Origin of the sequence: Deinococcus betulae (genome assembly GCF_020166395.1) — a bacterium.
Lineage (GTDB): Bacteria > Deinococcota > Deinococci > Deinococcales > Deinococcaceae > Deinococcus > Deinococcus betulae.
In genome coordinates this window covers 104,144-121,760 of record NZ_JAIQXU010000013.1, presented here as the reverse complement: position 1 = coordinate 121,760, position 17,617 = coordinate 104,144, and the positions used below count along the sequence as shown (strand labels likewise).

The 17,617-nt window shown below is 66.7% G+C and carries 16 protein-coding genes and 1 tRNA gene; 8 read left to right on the top strand and 9 right to left on the bottom strand.

Translation table 11 applies throughout. From position 1 onward, the window contains the following. Nucleotides 1–8 precede the first annotated feature (8 nt). The 4 genes from K7W42_RS11580 to K7W42_RS11565 form a co-directional block, all read right to left on the bottom strand. Nucleotides 9–518, bottom strand: coding sequence for a hypothetical protein (locus K7W42_RS11580; protein WP_224574790.1), 510 nt, complete (start codon nucleotides 516–518; stop codon nucleotides 9–11). Nucleotides 519–696: 178 nt separating this feature from the next. Further along, nucleotides 697–2,763, bottom strand: coding sequence for a single-stranded-DNA-specific exonuclease RecJ (gene recJ, locus K7W42_RS11575; RefSeq protein WP_224574800.1), 2,067 nt, complete (start codon nucleotides 2,761–2,763; stop codon nucleotides 697–699). A gap of 68 nt (nucleotides 2,764–2,831) precedes the next feature. Next, complete coding sequence (locus K7W42_RS11570) at nucleotides 2,832–3,170, bottom strand: hypothetical protein (RefSeq protein WP_224574788.1); 339 nt, start codon at nucleotides 3,168–3,170, stop codon at nucleotides 2,832–2,834. Nucleotides 3,171–3,437: 267 nt separating this feature from the next. Then, nucleotides 3,438–4,640 carry an S-layer homology domain-containing protein gene (locus K7W42_RS11565; RefSeq protein ID WP_224574786.1) on the bottom strand — a complete coding sequence of 401 codons (1,203 nt, stop codon included), beginning with the start codon at nucleotides 4,638–4,640 and terminating at the stop codon, nucleotides 3,438–3,440. Nucleotides 4,641–4,998: 358 nt separating this feature from the next. Between K7W42_RS11565 and K7W42_RS11560 the strand changes: the two genes are divergently transcribed. The 3 genes from K7W42_RS11560 (at nucleotide 4,999) to K7W42_RS11550 (ending at nucleotide 7,895) form a co-directional block, all read left to right on the top strand. Further along, nucleotides 4,999–5,718: a phosphorylase family protein gene (locus tag K7W42_RS11560; RefSeq protein WP_224574784.1), complete on the top strand. Its 720-nt coding sequence runs from the start codon at nucleotides 4,999–5,001 to the stop codon at nucleotides 5,716–5,718. A 331-nt stretch (nucleotides 5,719–6,049) separates the two neighbouring features. After that, nucleotides 6,050–6,847, top strand: coding sequence for an enoyl-CoA hydratase/isomerase family protein (locus K7W42_RS11555; RefSeq protein ID WP_224574782.1), 798 nt, complete (start codon nucleotides 6,050–6,052; stop codon nucleotides 6,845–6,847). Then, nucleotides 6,840–7,895, top strand: coding sequence for a phosphohydrolase (locus K7W42_RS11550; protein ID WP_369409226.1), 1,056 nt, complete (start codon nucleotides 6,840–6,842; stop codon nucleotides 7,893–7,895). The genes K7W42_RS11555 and K7W42_RS11550 overlap by 8 nt, the downstream gene beginning before the upstream one ends. Before the next feature lie 202 nt (nucleotides 7,896–8,097). Here the strand turns inward: K7W42_RS11550 and K7W42_RS11545 are convergent, their stop codons facing one another. Next, nucleotides 8,098–8,436, bottom strand: a complete 339-nt coding sequence (locus K7W42_RS11545; RefSeq protein ID WP_157458636.1) for a hypothetical protein — start codon at nucleotides 8,434–8,436, stop codon at nucleotides 8,098–8,100. Between the two features lie 141 nt (nucleotides 8,437–8,577). Between K7W42_RS11545 and K7W42_RS11540 the strand changes: the two genes are divergently transcribed. After that, complete coding sequence (locus K7W42_RS11540; protein WP_157458637.1) at nucleotides 8,578–9,048, top strand: transcription elongation factor GreA; 471 nt, start codon at nucleotides 8,578–8,580, stop codon at nucleotides 9,046–9,048. Nucleotides 9,049–9,277: 229 nt separating this feature from the next. Here the strand turns inward: K7W42_RS11540 and K7W42_RS11535 are convergent, their stop codons facing one another. After that, nucleotides 9,278–9,772, bottom strand: coding sequence for an NUDIX hydrolase (locus K7W42_RS11535; RefSeq protein WP_157458638.1), 495 nt, complete (start codon nucleotides 9,770–9,772; stop codon nucleotides 9,278–9,280). Beyond that, nucleotides 9,759–10,859: a peptide chain release factor 1 gene (prfA, locus tag K7W42_RS11530; RefSeq protein WP_224574798.1), complete on the bottom strand. Its 1,101-nt coding sequence runs from the start codon at nucleotides 10,857–10,859 to the stop codon at nucleotides 9,759–9,761. The genes K7W42_RS11535 and prfA overlap by 14 nt, the downstream gene beginning before the upstream one ends. A 212-nt stretch (nucleotides 10,860–11,071) precedes the next feature. Between prfA and K7W42_RS11525 the strand changes: the two genes are divergently transcribed. Then, entirely contained in the window at nucleotides 11,072–12,034 is a 963-nt protein-coding gene (locus K7W42_RS11525) for a homoserine dehydrogenase (RefSeq protein ID WP_224574780.1), read from the top strand. Between the two features lie 72 nt (nucleotides 12,035–12,106). On the opposite strand, the gene K7W42_RS11520 is transcribed toward K7W42_RS11525, so the two are convergent. Both K7W42_RS11520 and K7W42_RS11515 read right to left on the bottom strand, forming a co-directional pair. After that, nucleotides 12,107–13,102, bottom strand: a complete 996-nt coding sequence (locus tag K7W42_RS11520; RefSeq protein ID WP_224574778.1) for an SIS domain-containing protein — start codon at nucleotides 13,100–13,102, stop codon at nucleotides 12,107–12,109. 189 nt (nucleotides 13,103–13,291) lie between these two features. Beyond that, nucleotides 13,292–13,368: transfer RNA gene (locus K7W42_RS11515), tRNA-Arg, on the bottom strand. A gap of 40 nt (nucleotides 13,369–13,408) precedes the next feature. Between K7W42_RS11515 and K7W42_RS11510 the strand changes: the two genes are divergently transcribed. From K7W42_RS11510 to K7W42_RS11500, 3 genes are all read left to right on the top strand, one after another. Further along, nucleotides 13,409–15,361: a peptidyl-prolyl cis-trans isomerase gene (locus K7W42_RS11510; protein ID WP_224574777.1), complete on the top strand. Its 1,953-nt coding sequence runs from the start codon at nucleotides 13,409–13,411 to the stop codon at nucleotides 15,359–15,361. Between the two features lie 286 nt (nucleotides 15,362–15,647). Then, a complete protein-coding gene (trpS, locus tag K7W42_RS11505) occupies nucleotides 15,648–16,646 on the top strand; it encodes a tryptophan--tRNA ligase (RefSeq protein ID WP_224574775.1) in 999 nt (332 codons plus the stop codon). A 5-nt stretch (nucleotides 16,647–16,651) separates the two neighbouring features. Next, entirely contained in the window at nucleotides 16,652–17,425 is a 774-nt protein-coding gene (locus K7W42_RS11500; protein ID WP_224574773.1) for a ScpA family protein, read from the top strand. The last annotated feature ends 192 nt before the right edge of the window (nucleotides 17,426–17,617 follow it).

The following is a 17,617-nucleotide window of genomic DNA, read 5'->3' as shown; positions in this document are numbered from 1 at the left end:
GAGTCTACTCAATCGCTTTCGATGATCAGGAAGCATCCAGCGCGATCCTCATCCAGGAGCACAACACCCTGTTCAAAGGCGTAAAACGGATCGCCCCAACCAAGACCTCGGTAGGCTCGAGGTGCTTGAAACAAGGCGAAGAAACGTGCAGCCAGCTCAGCCGCCTTCTCTGAAGGCACTGTATCGGCAAGATGCCCAATCCCAGACCCTCCCTTGAGCTCGTACGTCAAGGCCTCAAGCGCATCACAAACGCTGTATTCGTAGTCGTCGTATCCATCAAAGCACTCAATCGAAGACAATGGTTCTCTCAGTGGGTGAGCGACCCGGTGTACTGCGATGGCATCGTGTGCAGCCCAGCGTTCATAGAGAGCATCTAGAATGTCGTTCTGAGTCGTCCCCATGGAACGGAGTGCCTGGATCGACACAACCTCAAGTTGGGTATATCCGTTCATTCGCGGGTACTGGGCAACTTCAGCCTTCAGTTGCTTTAGGGCGAGATCGTGGATGAGCGCCAGCACGCCTCACACTATCTGAGTCACTTCCCGTAAGCACACGCCCTAGTTCAGGCCTTGGACGCTGAGTGAGCTCAACAGGACAGGTTGCGCCATCTGGGGGATTCGAGCATGACGTGGCCGTAGCGCTCATCAGCAACCACAGGAGGAGGGCGCTAAGTCAGCGCCCCCCCTCTTCTTGTGCTTAGCTCATGGCCAGTTCAGGCTCGGAGCTGGGTTGCAGCGGCGCCACACCCAGCATGGCCAGGACGCTGGCTGACCATCCGGCGTCGTCCAGGGTGCGCCAGTGGTGGGCCCACTGCCAGCGGCGGTAGGCGTCGGCCGCCGTTTCCAGGCGCGCGGTGTACGGCGAGTTCAGGTCATCAGCCCCCAGTTCTTGCAGGGGGTTGCTGGGCGGCGCCGACAGGTGGTGCCGGGTCAGGCTGCCTTCCAGGTCGGCCAGCGTCCTGGGGCCAAAGGCAAAGGCCACGCGGCCCCCCAGCAGCCAGCGGCGCAGGTCGTCCTCGGTGGGCAGGGCGTACAGAATTAGCTCGCCGCCGGGATGGGCCTCGCCCGCCGCCGCCAGCGTCAGGCCCGGCACGTTGTCGCGCAGGTAGTCGGCCACAGCCCCCTGCGCGTAGGCGCTGGCCCCCGAACGCAGGTGGGCCAGGGCGGCGCGTGGGTCCAGGCGGGGGGTGGAGGTTTCGGGCGCTGGGGCGTCCAGCGACACCGGGGCGGGGCGCCGCAGCGCCTGACCCTGCACCTCCAGGCGGTGCTGGCCGCGCCACTCGCTGCCAGTCAGGTGGGCGGCCAAGTCCCGCTCGCCGCCCTCGGCGTCCGTTTCGCCAAACTTCACGCCCCGCAGCCCGGCCACCTTGAACTGCAGGCTGTCTCCACGCTTGCCCACCAGCCGGGTCTCGGTCAGCACGTCGCGCAGGTGCCACAGGGGCAGGGCGTGGCCTTCACCAAATGGCTCGAAGGCGGCGGTTTGCTCCAGCAGGTCCAGGGTGGCGCCCAGACCCGGCAGCGGCGCGTCCAGCCGGACCCGTGCCCGTGGCGCCGGAAACTGGCGGACATAGTCATGAATGCGGTCACGGAAGGCGTCCAGCTGAGTCTCTTCGATAGCAAAGCCGGCGGCGCCGGGATGCCCCCCATACCGCTTCAGGAGGTCGTGGCTGTGGCGCAGCCCACCCACCGCACTGATGCCCGGCGTGCTGCGCACCGATCCCTTGCCCTGCGCGATGATGTAGACCGGCTTGTGGTAGGTATCAAGCAGCTTGCTGGCCACAATGCCCATTACGCCTGCGTGCCAGTCCGGGTGCGTGACCACCAGCGCCGGGTCACGTGGGTCGGCCAGGGCCAGCGCCTGCCCAAACATCTCGTCTTGCAGCTTGCGCCGCTCGCCGTTGCGGATTTCCAGATACTCAGCCAGGCGGCGGGCTTCATGGGGGCTGGCGGTGGTCAGCAGGTCCAGCGCAATGTCAGCTTCTCCCAGCCGCCCAGCGGCATTGATGCGCGGCGCCAGCACAAACGCCACGTCCCGCGCGCTGGGCGCCCGCACCCGCCCGGTCTCCAGCAGCGCCCGCAGGCCAGGCAGGGTGGTCTGCCCCAGCGCCTCCAATCCGGCCCGCACCAGGGCGCGGTTCTCGCCCACCAGCGGGGCCACGTCGGCCACGGTCCCCAGGGTTGCCAGGGCGCTCAGGGCGCGCGGCTCGTCCAGGCCCAGGTGGTCACGGACCGCCCAGAGCAGGTGGTAGGCCACCCCCGCGCCCGTCAGGTTGTGCAGGCTGTGATCGTAGTCCGTGGTCAGCTGCGGATGAACGACCAGGGCCTCGGGAAACTGATCGCCGGGCGCGTGATGGTCCGTCACGATAACGTCGGTGTCCCGGTCCAGCAGGGCGCGCACCTCGGCGTGGTTGGTCACGCCGCAGTCCACGGTGACCAGCAGGTCGCAGGCGGCGGCGTGTTCCTCGACCTTGTCGGGGTGCAGGCCGTAGCCTTCTTTCAGGCGGTGGGGAATAAAGCCGTGAACGGTGCCCCCCAGGTCGCGCAGTCCCAGCACCAGCAGCGCCGTGGCGCTCACCCCGTCGGCGTCGTAATCGCCGTGAATGCGGATGCGCTGGCCGCGCTGCATGGCCGCTGCGATGCGCCGCGCCGCCTCGTGCAGCGCCGGGTTGGGGGTCAGGGTCAGGGGGGGGTCCAGCAGCGCCGCCGTCACGCCACGTCCACTCAGTGCCTGGGCCAGCGGCGGGGCCACACGCCACTCGCGCATGACCCGCAGCAGCTCGGCGCGGCTGGCGGGGGGGGCCAGTGTCCATTCAGGGGCGGGCGGGGTGACCTTCACAGGCCCGCCTCTTCGCGGGGGTCGGGGGCCGCGCCCATGCCGCCCAGGCGCGCCTGCAAGGTGGCCGTCAGGCGGTCCTCGGCCGAGCGGCGCAGCCGGGCCTCACGGCCCCGGCGTGCCCGTTCGCGCCAGACGCCCGGCAGGCACAGGAGCGCAGAAAACACGGCCCCCAGCAGGGCAAACACCGCCACCCCGGCCCCTACCGACACGGTCAGTTCACCGCTGCCCAGCGGCAGAGGCAAGCGCACCAGGCCAGGGTTTTCCAGGGTCACCAGCGCCAGGTAAGCCAGCAGACCCAGCAGAAACAGCACCTGAAGGAAGGAAACAAGGCGCATCCCCCCCAGTGTAGCCCGTCTGGGTGTGCAGAGGCCGGGCTGATCTCGCGTTCAGCAGGAGACCCAGGTGAGCAGCGAACGGGGCACCATGGACAGAGGTAGGAGAACGATGGTGGATAGGGCTGTTACCTCTGTTGTTCTTACCCAAGGCAACCTCTGTGAGAAACAAACAGCTGCCCAGGTGTGCTGCCATGAGTGCTCAATCCTTGCCGCTCAGACAAAGCAAAAAGCCCTCCATGACGGAGGGCCCCTTCAAGTGTGCGGCTCTTAGAAGTAGAACTTCAGGCCAGCCTTAACGCCGCCGGTAAAGCCGTTGCTGGCGGTGCTGGTCAGGCCCGTGCCGCCGCCTTTGTTGCTCAGGTAATAGCGGCCGTTGCCTTCCACGAACACCGAGATGCTGTCAGTCACGCGGTAGTCGGCACCCAACAGGACATTGGCGTACACGTCGGTGGCGTTGGTGGTGGTGCTCACGCCGCCCGTGGTGCGGGCTTGGCTGCTGGTCAGACCCAGACCGGCGCCCACGTAGGGGGTCAGGTTGCCCGAGCCGATGTCGTAGGTAGCGTTCACATCAGCGCTGACGCCGTTGTAGCCGGGCTGGTATTCCACGGCCGCACGGGCGCCGATGGCACCAATAACGTTGCTCGAGCCCACGATGGCCGTGCCGTTCAGGCAGTAGTTGACGTTCGTGCGGGTGGCGGCGTTCCCACCCAGCGACAGGCACTGCGAGCCAGTTCCGGCGGCTTTGGCACCCACCGCAACGCCGGCGTACAGGCCCCGCGTGGCTTCGGGGGTAGTAGGAACGGGGTCGCCAATCACGACAGTGGGCGGGGTGGTGACGGGCGGGGTCGTGGTCACGGTGCCGCTGGCGCTGGTGCCGGCGGGGCCTTGCGTACCAGCAGGACCGGCAGGACCAGCGGGACCCGCAGGGCCGGCGGGGCCAGCAGGACCGGCGGGGATATTACGAATGGCCGCTTCCAGCGCGTCAATGCGGGCCTGCAGCGCCGTCACGTCCGCCGAGGCTGCGCCGGGCGCGCTCACGTCAGCGATACGGGCTTCCAGGGCGTCAATGCGGGCCTGCTGCTCGGCGCTGAGGCGCTCCAGGTCGGTGACGCGGGTGGCAATGGCGGCCAGCTCGGTGCTGACTTCCTGCATGCCGTTGCCGATGGCCGTCATGTCGCCGGCGGTAAAGCCGCAGTTGGCCAGGGCGCCGGCCTGCAGGGCGCGGTAGAAAATCAGCGCGGCCTGATAACGGGTCAGGTTTTCGTTGCCACGGTATGTGCCGTCGGGGAACCCTTGAATCAGTCCACACTGAACAATGCGGTCAACGGCGTCCTTGGCCCAGTGACCAGCGGGCACGTCGCTCAGGGTCACCTGGGCAGGGGCCGCAGTGGTGGTCGTAGTGGTGGTCTGGGCGCTGGCAACGCCAAGGCTCAGAGCCAGGGTGGACGCAAGGAACAGTGGTTTACGCATGTGAGGTTCTCCTTCGGTTCAAAAAAGGCAGGTCAGCGGAACGTGACCTGTCCTCCTTTGCCCACCGTAGGGAGCGGGAGTGAGGTCTTTGTGAATTTCAGCGGGCGTAGACGCTGCTGACCCACTGACAGATGAGAAGAGTCTGACTTGAAGGTGTGAAATGGGAACAAGATGAAAAGAGGTGCTGCCTCAATGAGAGGGTCTTTCAAGCCTCTGCGGAGCTTTTAAGCCTGGGAGGTGAGAAACCTGTCAGGATCATCACGCTTGGCCCTCATGAGTAAAGACGGTCGCGCTTGAGGCTCTTCCCACACCGATGACGGGTGGGAAAGCAGCTACCTGCCCTGCCTATACTCACCGCATGAGCCAGATTCATGTTCGTGCTGTTCGCGGCGATGTCGCTCCTTATGTGCTGCTGCCCGGCGACCCCAACCGCGCCCGTCATATCGCCCAGACCTACCTGGAAGGCGCGCGGGAATACACCTCGCACCGGCAACTGCTGGGCTTTACGGGCACCTACCAGGGCGTGCCCGTCAGCGTGCAGACCACCGGCATGGGCTGTCCCAGCGCGGCCATCGTGGCCGAAGAACTGGCGCGGCTGGGTGCTAAAACCCTGATTCGGGTGGGCACCCTGGGCGGCGCGACCCCCAGCGTGGCCCCCGGCGACCTCGTAATTGCCACCGCCGCTGTGCCCAACGACGGCACCACGCGGCAGCTGCTGGGCGGCGCCCCTTACGCGCCAGCCGCCAGCTTTGAGGTCGTCGAGGCCTCGGTTCAGGCGGCCCGCGCACAGGGCGCGCCGCACCACGTCGGGCTCATCATGACCGAGGACGCCTTTTACGCCAGCACCCCTGAACACGCGCGCCTGTGGGCCGGCCGGGGCGTGCTGGGCTTCGAGATGGAAGCCAGCGCCATTTTTCTGGTGGCGGCCCAGCGTGGCCTGCGCGCCGCCTGCCTGACCGCCTGCAGCAATGATATTGGCGACCCCCAACTGGTGCCCGACGACGTGCTGGCCGCTGGCGTGGACCGCATGGTGCGCGTGGCCCTGGACGCGATTGGGACGCTGGCTGCCAAAGACTGAGGCCAGGATTCAAGAGGCGAACTGTTTGCTCTGGGCAACCCATTTGAAGGTAGAGATGACCGCAGCGGCGCGGTCATCTTTTTTTGTGGGCTTGTGAGGCTGAGAGGGACTGCGTCTGTTTCGTTGCCACATCGGGAGGACACGGATGTGTCAGTGTCATGCCTGGAACCTGTTTCTCTCCTCCCCCATTCGGACTGAATCGTCTTGGCAAACGATTTAACCAGAGTCGGTGCGAAGGGCCGCCTGTCCTGTGCCCGGTCCCACGCTCGCCCAGGGCTCCGCGCCGCCCTGGGCACACCGCCGCGCGGCCCCGTGTGGCAGGATGGACGCCATGACGCAACTGGACGAATTCGAGTTCAACAACGTGCAAATTGACCAGCACGGTCCTCTCGCCGTGCTGACCATCACCCGTCCGAAGGCCCTGAACGCCCTGAGCGCCGATACCTTCTCGGAGATCGCGCAGGCAGTCAACCTGATCGTGGAAGACGCCGAAGTCGGCGCCCTGATTATCACGGGCAGCGGTGACAAGGCGTTTGTGGCGGGCGCAGACATCAGTGAACTCGCCAGCCTGGACGGCGTGTACGACGGCCGCGAGCTGTCGCTGGCTGGCCAGGACGTGATGCACCAGATCAGCAGCCTGCCTATTCCCGTCGTGGCCGCCATCAACGGCTTCGCGCTGGGTGGCGGCCTGGAACTGGCGCTGGCCTGCGACGTGCGTGTGGCGGCCACGGGCGCCCGCCTGGGCATGCCCGAGGTGTCCCTAGGCCTGATTCCGGGCTTTGGCGGCACCCAGCGCCTGGCCCGCTTGGTGGGCGCCGGGCGCGCACTGGACCTGATGCTGACGGCACGCCAGATTAAAGCCGATGAAGCCCTGGCGATGGGCCTGGTCAATTACGTGGCCGACGACGCCCTGCAAAAAGCACGTGAAGTCGCAGAAGCCATGGTGAAGCACGCGCCTATCGCCCTGTCGCTGATCAAGGAGGCCGTTCGCCGGGGTCTGGACACCACGCTGGAAGGCGGGCTGGAAATCGAGGCTGACCTGTTTGGCATGACCGTCGCCACCAAGGACTTCCGCGAGGGGGTGGACGCCTTCCTGAACAAGCGCCGCGCGGAGTTCCAGGGTGAGTGAGGACGGCGGCGCCGGAACAGGCGAGCAGAAGTTCCGCCTGAATGTCGAGGGCGGCAAGGTCAGCGACGTGGCGGGGCGCGAGGGTACGCCCCCGGCCCGCGTGGTCGAGTTCACCACCCCGCGCGCCAAGCTGATCGAAGAAGCCAACCAGGCCATCCGCACCGACCTGGCCGAGTATCCGCGTGCTCTGGCCGCCTACGAGGCCCTGCGCGCCGATCCCGAGGCGCTGGCCCACTGGGACATGGCGAATTACATCACCATGCGCAAGCTGGGCTACAACGACCACGGGCGCGTCCACGCCTTTATCACCGGCGCGGCCAGCATGGCGATTACCGAGCTGCTGCTGGAAGCCGGGGTCAAGACCGACATCATGGAAAGCGGGGTGGGAGGCGCTGAGGACGTGTTTTTGGCCGTCATCCTGGGAACCATGCTGCATGACATCGGCAACCAGATTCACCGTGTCGGGCACGAGGGCCACGGGGTCGCGCTAGCCCTGCCAATCTTGGACCGCATCATGGGGCCGCTGTACCCCGACCCCTTTAAACGCACGAAGGTGCGGTCCTTCATCCTGGGCGCCATCAACTGCCACGATCTCAACCCAGCGCCGCTGACGCTGGAGGGCGGCATCACGGCGGTGGCTGACGGCACCGACATCACCAAGGGGCGCGGACGCAAGGCGTTTTCGCTGGGCAGCGTGGACATCCATTCCATCAGTGCGCTGGCGGTGGACCAGGTGGTGATTGAAAAGGGCCGGGACAAGCCGGTTCTGATTAACGTCACCATGAACAACTCGGGCGGCATCTTTCAGGTCGAGGAGATTCTGGCGCCCAAGGTCATCCGCACGCCCATGCGCCGCTTCGTGGAACTGCGTGCCACCACCCGAGAAGAAGGTGACGAGCAGATTCTGTCCAAGGTGCGCCTCGACGGCGACCACTTCGTGATGGACCTGGAAAGCGGCGAGCGCGTGGCCGTCGAGGTGATGGACACGCAAAAGCAGGTGCAAAAGGCCGTGGTAGAAAACCTAGGCATTGGCAACGACAGCCGGTAGGCAAATGCACAAGGAGGCCAGCCCGTGAAAGGTGCTGGCCTCCTTCATTTCATTTACCTCTTTAGACGGATCCCGTCTGTTCCGTTGACAAACCAGAACGGGTTTGCAAACTCCATGCCCGGAACCCGCTCTGCTCCACAGCTTGACAAGTTGCTCTGCTCGGATTCAACCGTTGTTGCAAAGGATTGAATCGGAGTCCGTTTTACTTGTCGGTGCCGGGCAGCGGCGTCGCCCGTTCGGGGCCGCCGTCAATGCCGCCGCTGCGGTGGGTGCCTTCGCCCCCCTCGGCGCGGCCTTCCAGGTCGCTGTCGCCGTCGTTGTTGGGCGTGCCCTGGCGGTCTTCAAAGTCGCTGCCACCCAGGCGCCCATCGTTAAAGCCGGGCTGGTCGTTGGGGTTGGCGCTTTCCGCCATCGTGTCGGCACGCAGGATGCTCTCGGCGGCCATCTTGTCGTTGACCAGCTCACCAGTGGTGCCGTCGTCGCGCACCTCGCCTTCGGGGGCGAAGCCTTGGTCGCGGTCAATATGGTCATCTCGGGTCATGCGCCGAGCCTACGCGCCGCCCACGCACCCTGGGTGGGGCGGCGCTGAGGACAGCCTTTACCAAGTGTGGGCAGATGCGCCTGGCCTCCAGCCCAGGATGTCGCCTCTTCTTTGCCGGCCTCCGCCTATACTTGACTGTCTATGACCAGAGAACGCATCACCATGACCCAGCGCGGGTATGACAAATTGCTGGAAACCCTGCACTTCCTGAAAACCACCAAGCGCGAGGAAATCTCCGAGAACATGGGGCGCGCCATCGCCGACGGCGACCTGCGCGAAAGTGCGGCCTACGACGAAGCCCGCATGCAGCAGAGCGAAAATGAGGCCCGCATTGCCGAGCTGGAAAGCCAGGTCGAGCGCTCCATGATTGTCGAGGAAGACGCTTCGGGCGGCGCCGGGCTGGGCGCGAAGGTGCGCGTTAAGGACGCCAAGGGCAAGGAACACCAGTTTGAGCTGGTGGGCACCTACGAGGTGGACGTGCTCAAGGGCAAAATCAGCGACGCCAGCCCCATCGGCAAGGCCCTGAGCGGAAAACGGGCCGGCGAGAAGGTCACGGTACAGCTGCCCAAAGGCACCGCCGAGTTCGAGATTCTCAGCGTGGATTACGTGTAAAGCAGGATTGAGGGAAACAGACGGCGCGCTGCGCCCTGTCTCCTTTCAGCACCGCGCCCCGGAGCCATTAAACCTCCGGGGCGCGGTCCTGTTCAGACCGACTTCGAGTGAATCAAGCGTTCTGCTTAATTCATTCCAAGCGGAACGAGCAAGAGAATGTACGGATGGCGCGATCTAGAGGCGCAGGCAGTGCCCTGATTTGCTGTGCCGTCATTCAGCGGAAGTCGTCTCAGGTTCTGGGCTTAAGGGCTGGAATCCGTAATCCGCCCCGGCCGTCCCAGCCTTTGAAGGCGTAGAAGCGGCCGGGTTCGCCGGTTTTCAGGTAGTCACTCAGCGGCTCGCGCATGGGCGGGGCCTCGATTTTTTCCAGGGCCTCGTCAGGGGTGCAAAAGCGCGCCTCCACGATAAAGCCGTCGGGGTCGGCGGGGTTGAGCAGACCGTCCCAGGTGGCCTCAAAGGCGACCGCAATGGCGCGCTCGCCCCGGCGCTCATCCTCAATATGGACGGTGTAGGCCATGTGCTTGATGCCGGTCAGCTTTAGACCCGTTTCCTCGTAGATCTCGCGGTACAGGGCCTCGGGCAGGGTCTCGCCCGGCTCGACAACGCCGCCGGGCAGCGTGTGGCGCACGCGGCCATGCCCCTGCCAGTCATTGCCCACCAGCAGCACCCGCCCAAAGCGGTCGCGCAGAATACCGGCGGCCACCAGCAGGTCACGCCGCCCCATGCTGCTCGTCTCCCCCGGCCATCTCCAGCAGTTGCTGTTCGCGCTGGGCACGCGCCAGCGCCCCCACCACCGGGGCCAGCACGCCGGTCATCACGCTGTCCAGGGGGTGGTTCTTGTCCTCGCCTTCGAGGCGGTGGTCGGTGACGCGGTTTTGCGGGTAGTTGTAGGTGCGAATCTTCTCGCTGCGGTCGCCCGTGCCCACCTGGGCAGCGCGCTCCGAGCGTTCCTGGGCTTCGCGGGCAGCGCGCTCCCGCTCGGCCAGGCGGGCGGCGAGCACCTGCAGCGCCTTTTCGCGGTTTTTAATCTGCGAGCGGCCGTCCTGACAGACCACCATGATTTCATCGGGGGTCCCGGCGCGGTAGACAGCGCGCACGGCCGAGTCGGTGGTATTGACGCCCTGCCCGCCCGCACCCTGCGAGCGGAACACGTCAATCCGCACCTCGGACAGGTCCAGCTGCACCTCGCCCTGCTCGGCTTCGGGCAGCACGGCGACGGTCACCGTGCTGGTGTGAATGCGGCCCTGGCTTTCGGTGGCGGGCACGCGCTGCACCCGGTGGACCCCGCGCTCCCATTTGAAGGCGCGGTAAGCCCCGTCGCCCGTGACCTCGGCCACCACCTTGCTGGCCCCACCCAGGTCGCTCTCGTTGGCGTCCAGCACGTTCAGGCGCAGGCCCAGGCCCTCGGCGTAGCGGGTGTACAGCCGCAGCAGGTCCATGACAAACAGCCCGGCTTCGGCGCCGCCGGCCCCGGCCCGCAGTTCCAGAATCACGTCTTTAGGGTCGTCCGGGTCGGTGGGCAGCAGCAGCACCACCAGTTCGGCTTCCAGCTCGGTCAAGCGGGCGCCGAGGGTCTGCACCTCGCCAGCGGCCAGCTCCCGCATGTCAGGGTCGGTCAGCAGTTCGCGGGCGCCGGCCAGGTCGCGGTCCACGCCGTCTCGCTCGCGCAGCACGGTGATCAGGGGCAGCAGCTCGCGGTGGCGGCGGGTCAGGCGGGCGTACTCGCGGGGGTCGGCCAGCGCGGCCGGGTCCCCCAGCGCCCGCTCGACCAGACCAAATTCCGAAGCGAGGGCCGTCAGGCGCGCGCTCACGCGCCGGGGGACTGCCCGCACCACGGCGGACAGCGGAGAATAGGGGTGGTCACAGGGAACATGAACGCAGTCTAGCGCCCGCCCTGCAGGCTGGGCTGACAGGCAGGGCGGGCTTTTTCCTTACATTTGCCCACTACCCGTTCCAGTTGCCCTGGGCGCTCGCCTAACCCGCCCCAGAGGTGCCTGGCCAGGGCGGCGCTACAGTCGGGCGCATGAGAACCGTGACAGTCGGCCTGCTGGGCTGCGGAACCGTGGGCCAAGACGTGCTGAACCTGATCGAGCGCCGCTCGGGCATCTTTGCCAACCTGGGCGTGAAGATTGAAGTGGCGGGCGTGCTGGTGCGCGACGCCGAGAAAGCCCGGAGCATTCCGGCCGGCATCCCCCTGACCACCGATCCCAGCTTTTTGCAGGAATGCGGCGTGGTCATTGAAGCGATGGGCGGCATCGAGCGGCCCCTGGCCCTGTTGCGGCCCTCCCTGCGCTCGGGGCGCGCGGTCATTACCGCCAACAAGGCGCTGCTGGCCGAATGCTGGGAAGAACTGCGCGACTACGCCCTGGACGGCAAACTGTACTACGAGGCGTCCGTGATGGCCGGCACCCCGGTCATTGGCCCCATGAGCACCGTGCTGCGCGCCAGCACCTTTACGCGGCTTCAGGCCGTGCTGAACGGCACCTGCCTGTACATCCTGACCCAGATGGAGGGCGGCAAGTCCTACGAGGCGGCGCTGGCCGAGGCGCAGGCGCTGGGCTACGCCGAGGACCCGCCGACCCTGGACGTGGGCGGCTTTGACACCGCCCACAAACTGACGGTCCTGGCCCGCTTCTGTGCCGACGGCAACTTCAAGTACAGCAGTGTAGAGGTGCAGGGCATTGAGGGCGTGACGCTGGCCGACGTGCAGGCCGCCCGCGCGCGCGGCGAACGCATCAAGTTGGTCGCCGAGCTGGACCGGGTGAACGGCGAGTGGCGAGGCCGCGTCTCGCCCCAGAGTCTGCCCGACACGCATCCGCTGTGTAATGCCGGCGCCAGCCGCAACGCGATGGTCTATGAGGGCGAGGAATGCGGCACCCTGATTTTCGCGGGCGGCGGCGCGGGCGGCATGGTGACCGCCAGCGCGATGGTGGGCGATCTGCTGGACTGGGTAATTGGGTTTCCGGGGCACGTCCCGCTGCACTAACGGGGAGTGGGCAGTAGGAAGTGGAAAAAGAAGGCAGAGGCTGAGGCAACCGCCCAGGCCCCCACTGCCCACTTACTCCTCCGCTTCGTCCTCGTCGTACGCCTCGTGGTCGGTGCCCGACTCCTCTTCGGGCCAGTCGTCTTCGGTGCGGGTGCGGCGCAGGTCGTCGCGCGGGGCCGAGAGGCGGGCCTGCTCACGGTCATCGCCGCTCATGACGCCCTGGGCGCGGGCCAGCACCGATACGTCGGCGGCGTCGGTGCCGTAGCGCTCGGCCAGGTAGGCGGCCACCCACGCGCCGAAGTACCACAGGGCCAGCGCCGCCGGGTAGCCCTGGGCGCCGTCCGGGGCCGGCACATGAATGATCTCGTCAATGCGCGACTCCAGCACCTCGCGCGCCAGCAGCAGGGTGTCGTCGGCGTCGCCCAGAATGAGGGCCACCTTGGCGTCACCCTTCTCGTGCTGGGCCTCGAAAGCCGACGTCACCAGCGGCAAGGGGTCACCCACCAGCGGCACGGCCAGCGTCTTGCCGGTGCGCGCCAGCAGCTGCTGCCAGGCGTGCGGCAGGGCGTCGGCGTCAGCGGCGGCCAGCAGCAGGGGCGTGCGGCCCCACAGGCTCCAGGCCAGGTCGCGCGCCGGGTTGTTCTCGGTGACGTGGGGGGCGCAGCGGGCGGCCAGGCCCAGCAGCAGGGCGTCGGCGGCGCGGGCGTCGTCGCCGTGACCGCTGGCGTGGGCCACGGCCTGGGCAAAGTGATAGGTGCTCAGGGGGCCGCCCGGCACCAGCACGTCAATTTCTTCGGGGGTGCCCCCGGTCGCCACGCGGCGCACGCCCGCGCCCGCCACGGTGGCCAGGTCGGCGTAATCGGTGGCCAGAGCGCCTGCGTCCGGGCTGCCCAGCACAAACTGGGTGCCGCTGCGGACCAGGCTGGCCGGCACCAAGCTCTGCGTCAGGTGAGCGGCCAGGGTGCCTTCGCCCACGCCCACCACGCCGTATGGCCCGGCTTCGGCGCGGTCGGGGCCGGCATACGAACCGGGCAGGGCTTCAAGCAGGGTCAGCAGGTGAGAACTCATGGCCACAGGGTAACTTGCCCTGGCCCCAGGCGCGCCGCGCGGCGCCGAAAAACCCGCCGCCAGACGGCCTTCAATGCCTTCACCTCCACTTAACCTTGCGTGCTAGAATCCGGCGCGTGTGTCCTGACATCCCCAGCTGGGCCAAAGCAGAAACACCCCGCCGCGTGAGGGACAGGGTGCTGAAGACTGTGGCGCGCTCGACTGGACTCGAACCAGTGACCTTTGGCTCCGGAGGCCAACGCTCTATCCACCTGAGCTACGAGCGCAAAGCTCCGGTAACCTAGCACTTCGTATGAAGGAGTTCAAGTGAACAAGAAGAAAGTCGTGAACGTCTTTATGGGCGTTTTGGCCCTGCTGCTGATCGTGGGCATGGCCTATCAGTTCACGCCCAACCTGGGCGACCTGTTTGCCCGCAAAGAGACGGGCACCCCCGCCCTGACCGTCAACGGCACCCGCGTGACCGTCGAAGAGCTGGAAAACGTGCGGCGCAGTAACCCCATTCTGAGCAGCACCGACACCGGCGTGCTGGGCGACGACTTTAAGACGTACATCGTGGCCCAGAAAATCGAGCAGGCCCTGGTCACGGGTGCCGTGAAGGACATCAAGGTCAGCCGGGCCGACGTGAACACCAAGGTCACAGAAGTCCGTGAGCAAAACGACCTGACCGACAACAAGAAATGGACCGACGCCCTGCAGGGTGCGGGCCTGACCGACGCCACCTACCGCGAGCAGGTGCGCCAGCAGATTGCCATTGAGCGCAAGGTCGAGGAACTGAAAAAGGCCGTGCCTGCGCCCACCGACGCCGAGCTGCGCGCCTACTACGACCTGAACCCCGAGCGCTTTCAGACCGACGCCCGCATTCAGGGCCGTCAGATTGTGGTGGCCGATAAGGCCAAGGCCCAGGGGCTGCTGACGCAACTCAAGGGCGGCGCGGACTTTGCTGAACTGGCGGGCGCAAACAGCACCGAATTTAAGGACCGGGGCGGCGCCCTCGGGCCTGTTGAAAACGGCGTGCCCCGCCCCGTGGCCCAGGTGGCCCTGCCCAGCGAAGTGGGCGCGGCAGCCTTCGCCCTGACGACGGGCGGCCTGACCGATGTCGTGGAGAGCGGCGGCAAGTTCTACATCGTCAAGGTCGAGAAGTACCTGCCGCCTGCGCCGAAGCCCTTCGCCGAGGCCAAGACCGACCTGACGACCGCCGTTCAGGAGCAAAAGCAGAACGCGGCGCTGGAAGCCTGGGTCACGGCCCTGAAAAAAGACGTGAAGGTCGAGTACCAGGACATCAACTGGAAAGTCGAGAACCCCACCGTCGCCACCGTGGGCGGCCAGGACATCCCCTACTCGGAAGTGGTGGGGCAGGTCGTGAGCAACCAGCAGTTTGCGGGCCTTCTCCAGCAGGTGCCCGCCGAACAGGCCGCCGGTCTGGTCAACGGCATCCTCAAGCCCCAGGTGACGCAGCAGCTCATTCAGAGCTACGCCGCCCCTGCCCTGGCCGAGCGCCTGAAGCTGAACCTCACCGGCACCCGCCAGGAACTGGCCGCCGCGCTGGCCGCCTACGGCTCGCGCAACGTCAAGGCCAGCGACGCCGACATTGCCGCCTTCTACGCCCAGAACAAGGCGCAGTTTGAAACGCCCGGCAGCGCCAGCGTCAATGAAGCCAGCTTTAAAGACCAGGCCAAGGCTGTGGCCTTCCGGGGCAGCTTTGCGGGCGGCAACTTCACGGCCGCCGCCACCAAAGCCGGCGGCACCGTCAGCGAGCGCGGCAGCGTGACAGCGGGCAGCGGCACCCTCAGCGAGGAACTGAACGCCGCCGTCTTTACCGCCAAGACCCTGAAGGACGCAGGCGAGGGCAGCCTGACCGACGTGGTGAAGGTGGGCGAGCGCTTCTCGGTGCTGTACGTCGCCGACCTGAAGCCGGCCACCACCCAGCCCCTGAGCGCCGTGCGCGGCCAGATTGAAACCCAGGTGCTGGCCCAGAAGAAGAGTGAAGCCGGGCAGAAGTTCGTGGACGCCCAGGTGGCGACCCTGAAACCCAAGGACAACCTCAAGACCGTGCTGGCCGCCCAGGAGAAGCGCGTGGCGGCCCAGACGCCCAAGACCCCCGCCAAGGAAGAGGGCGCTGAGAACGGCACCGGCAGCACGGGGGGCACCACCCCTGCGGAAGGCGCCGCCCCCGCAGAGGGCACCGAAGGCACCCCGGCCACGCCTGCCACAGAAGGCGCCGAAGGCACCACCGACCCGGCCACCCCCGCCGAACGCTAAAGCCTGACCTGTTCAGCCGCCCTGCCTCGTGCGGGGCGGTTTTCTGTAGCGCCCCTCTGACCGTAGGCTGGTGGCTAGACAAAGCGCGGTGTTCTCCTGGCCAGTACTACCGCTGTTGCTCACTCACGGCATAGCCAAGGAAAGCACTCTCTGCGACGCCAGACCGCAGCAGTCCGGCTATTCACCTTCTCGCTTCGCCCGGATTTCACCCCGCACACTGCTGGATTCAACCGGCGTCTGTATGAGCAGGCGCCTTTTCGGGCAAATGCTCTAGACTTGGCCGGTTATGCCGCGTGTCTTTTCAGGAATTCAGCCCACCGGTGAGCCGCACATCGGAAACTATTTCGGGGCCATGCGGAACTACGTCGCCCTGGGCGACCAGTTCGGCAAGAACTCGATTTACTGCGTGGTGGACCTGCACGCGCCCACCAACCCGGCGGCCTTTGACCCGGCCCTCCTGGCGGCGCGCACCTTCGAAATGGCGGTGGCCAACTTTGCGGCGGGACTGGACCCCGAGAAAGTGATCTTTTTTGTGCAGTCGCATGTCCCCGAACACACCGAACTGGGCTGGCTCTTTACCCTGCTGACCCCAGTGGGCGAACTGGAGCGCATGACCCAGTACAAGGACAAGGCGCAAAAGCTGGAAAGTACCCCGGCGGGGCTCTTAATGTACCCGGTGCTTCAGGCGGCCGACATCCTGCTCTACAAGGCCGACACCGTGCCCGTGGGCGAGGACCAGGTGCAGCACATCGAGCTGACGCGCGAGATTGCCCGCAAATTTAACCACGCCTTCGGCGAGATGTTCCCTGAACCCAAAGCCGTGCTGGCCAAAGACGCCCTGCGAATTCCGGGGGTTGACGGCCAGGGCAAAATGAGCAAAAGCAAGGGTGAGGCCAGCACCCTGGGCATCCTGGAACCGCTGGAGTCGATCTGGCAGAAGCTGCGGGTGGCCCCCACCGACCCGGCGCGCGTGCGCCGCACCGACCCCGGCGACCCCGAAAAGTGCCTGGTGGGCGACTACCACAAACTGTTCAGTGACGGCGCCACGCTGGCCGAGGTCTACGAGGGCTGCCGCACCGCCGGGATTGGCTGCGTGGACTGCAAGAAGAAACTGATGACAGGCGTCACCGCCCACCTGACCCCCATTCAGGAACGCGCCGAGGCGCTGAAGGCCGACCCGGATTACGTGCGCGACGCCCTGGTGCAGGGTGCGAAAGAGGCGCGGGCCATTGCCCTGCCTGTCATAGAGGAGGCCCGCAGCAAGGTCGGTTTCCTGCGGCTGTAAAGGCAGTGACGGCGACCCTGACCTCTTCCTCGTCCGTTCCGGCGCCGCCTCCCAGCGGAGCAGGCGGGTTTACCGTCACGCTGCCGGTCTTCACGGGCACCCTGGCCGAGCTGGCGGCGGGCCTGCGGGCCGGGCGCGTGGCGCCGGGCGAGGTGCCGCTGCTGGCCCTGACGCGCGAGGTGCTGGCCTGGGCGCAGGCGGTGACGGGCGGCACCGGTCTGGCCGACGCCCACCCCGACCTGCTGCCTGGCCTGGCTGGGGTGATCGCCTTGAAAGCGCGCCTGCTGCTGCCCCAGCCCGAGCCTGACCTGCCCCCCGACAGCGAATGGGATGAAGTGCCCGACGACGTCCTGGAAGGCGTCGAAGCCCTGGCCGAGCTGGACGTCCTGGTGGGGTTTCTGGCCGCCCGGCGCCGCGAACGCGAGGGCCTGATTCCGGCGCGGGCGGTGCCGATCACCCTGCCCCGGCGCGAGCGCCCGCCCAACCCCCAGGGCAGCCTGGCGCGGCTGGTGCGCGCCGCCCGCAGCGCGGTGCGGCAGGTCGAGGTGCCGCTGCTGGCGCGCGACCGCCTGACCCTGCAAGGGGCGCTTGAAGCCCTGCGGGCGTTTGGCACGCGGCTGCGGACCTTCACTTTCCGTGGGGTGCCGGCCCAGGACTGGGGCGAACGCACCACCTATTTTGCGGCGCTGCTGGAAGGCGTCAAGGAAGGCACCTTCAGCGCGCAGCAACCCGAGACCTACGGCGAAATTACCGTAACCTCGCACCTGACCGAGGATTGAGTAGGCCCTGACGGCGCGGCCAACCTCCCCAGGTGTCAAGAGACCGGTGCGGCAACCCAAGACCCGGAGGGAAAACCTGGCTTCTTCTGCACAACTCAAGCGTTCTGGCCGTTAATCCAGACTCGGGCCCACCAGCTGCAAAAAGGATTCAATCCGATTCGACTTGCAAAGCTCCGCAGGAGCAAATGCGGC

Excerpts from the sequence above, each read along its gene's own strand:
- K7W42_RS11535 (WP_157458638.1), bottom strand. The coding sequence starts at position 9,772 with ATGGGGCGGCGTGACCTGCTGGTGGCCGCCGGTATTCTGCGCGACCGC.
- K7W42_RS11570 (WP_224574788.1), bottom strand. The coding sequence starts at position 3,170 with ATGCGCCTTGTTTCCTTCCTTCAGGTGCTGTTTCTGCTGGGTCTGCTG.
- trpS (WP_224574775.1), top strand. The coding sequence starts at position 15,648 with ATGCCGCGTGTCTTTTCAGGAATTCAGCCCACCGGTGAGCCGCACATC.
- recJ (WP_224574800.1), bottom strand. The coding sequence starts at position 2,763 with ATGCGCGAGTGGCGTGTGGCCCCGCCGCTGGCCCAGGCACTGAGTGGA.
- K7W42_RS11560 (WP_224574784.1), top strand. The coding sequence starts at position 4,999 with ATGAGCCAGATTCATGTTCGTGCTGTTCGCGGCGATGTCGCTCCTTAT.
- K7W42_RS11545 (WP_157458636.1), bottom strand. The coding sequence starts at position 8,436 with ATGACCCGAGATGACCATATTGACCGCGACCAAGGCTTCGCCCCCGAA.
- K7W42_RS11555 (WP_224574782.1), top strand. The coding sequence starts at position 6,050 with ATGACGCAACTGGACGAATTCGAGTTCAACAACGTGCAAATTGACCAG.
- K7W42_RS11520 (WP_224574778.1), bottom strand. The coding sequence starts at position 13,102 with ATGAGTTCTCACCTGCTGACCCTGCTTGAAGCCCTGCCCGGTTCGTAT.
- K7W42_RS11565 (WP_224574786.1), bottom strand. The coding sequence starts at position 4,640 with ATGCGTAAACCACTGTTCCTTGCGTCCACCCTGGCTCTGAGCCTTGGC.
- K7W42_RS11525 (WP_224574780.1), top strand. The coding sequence starts at position 11,072 with ATGAGAACCGTGACAGTCGGCCTGCTGGGCTGCGGAACCGTGGGCCAA.
- K7W42_RS11540 (WP_157458637.1), top strand. The coding sequence starts at position 8,578 with ATGACCAGAGAACGCATCACCATGACCCAGCGCGGGTATGACAAATTG.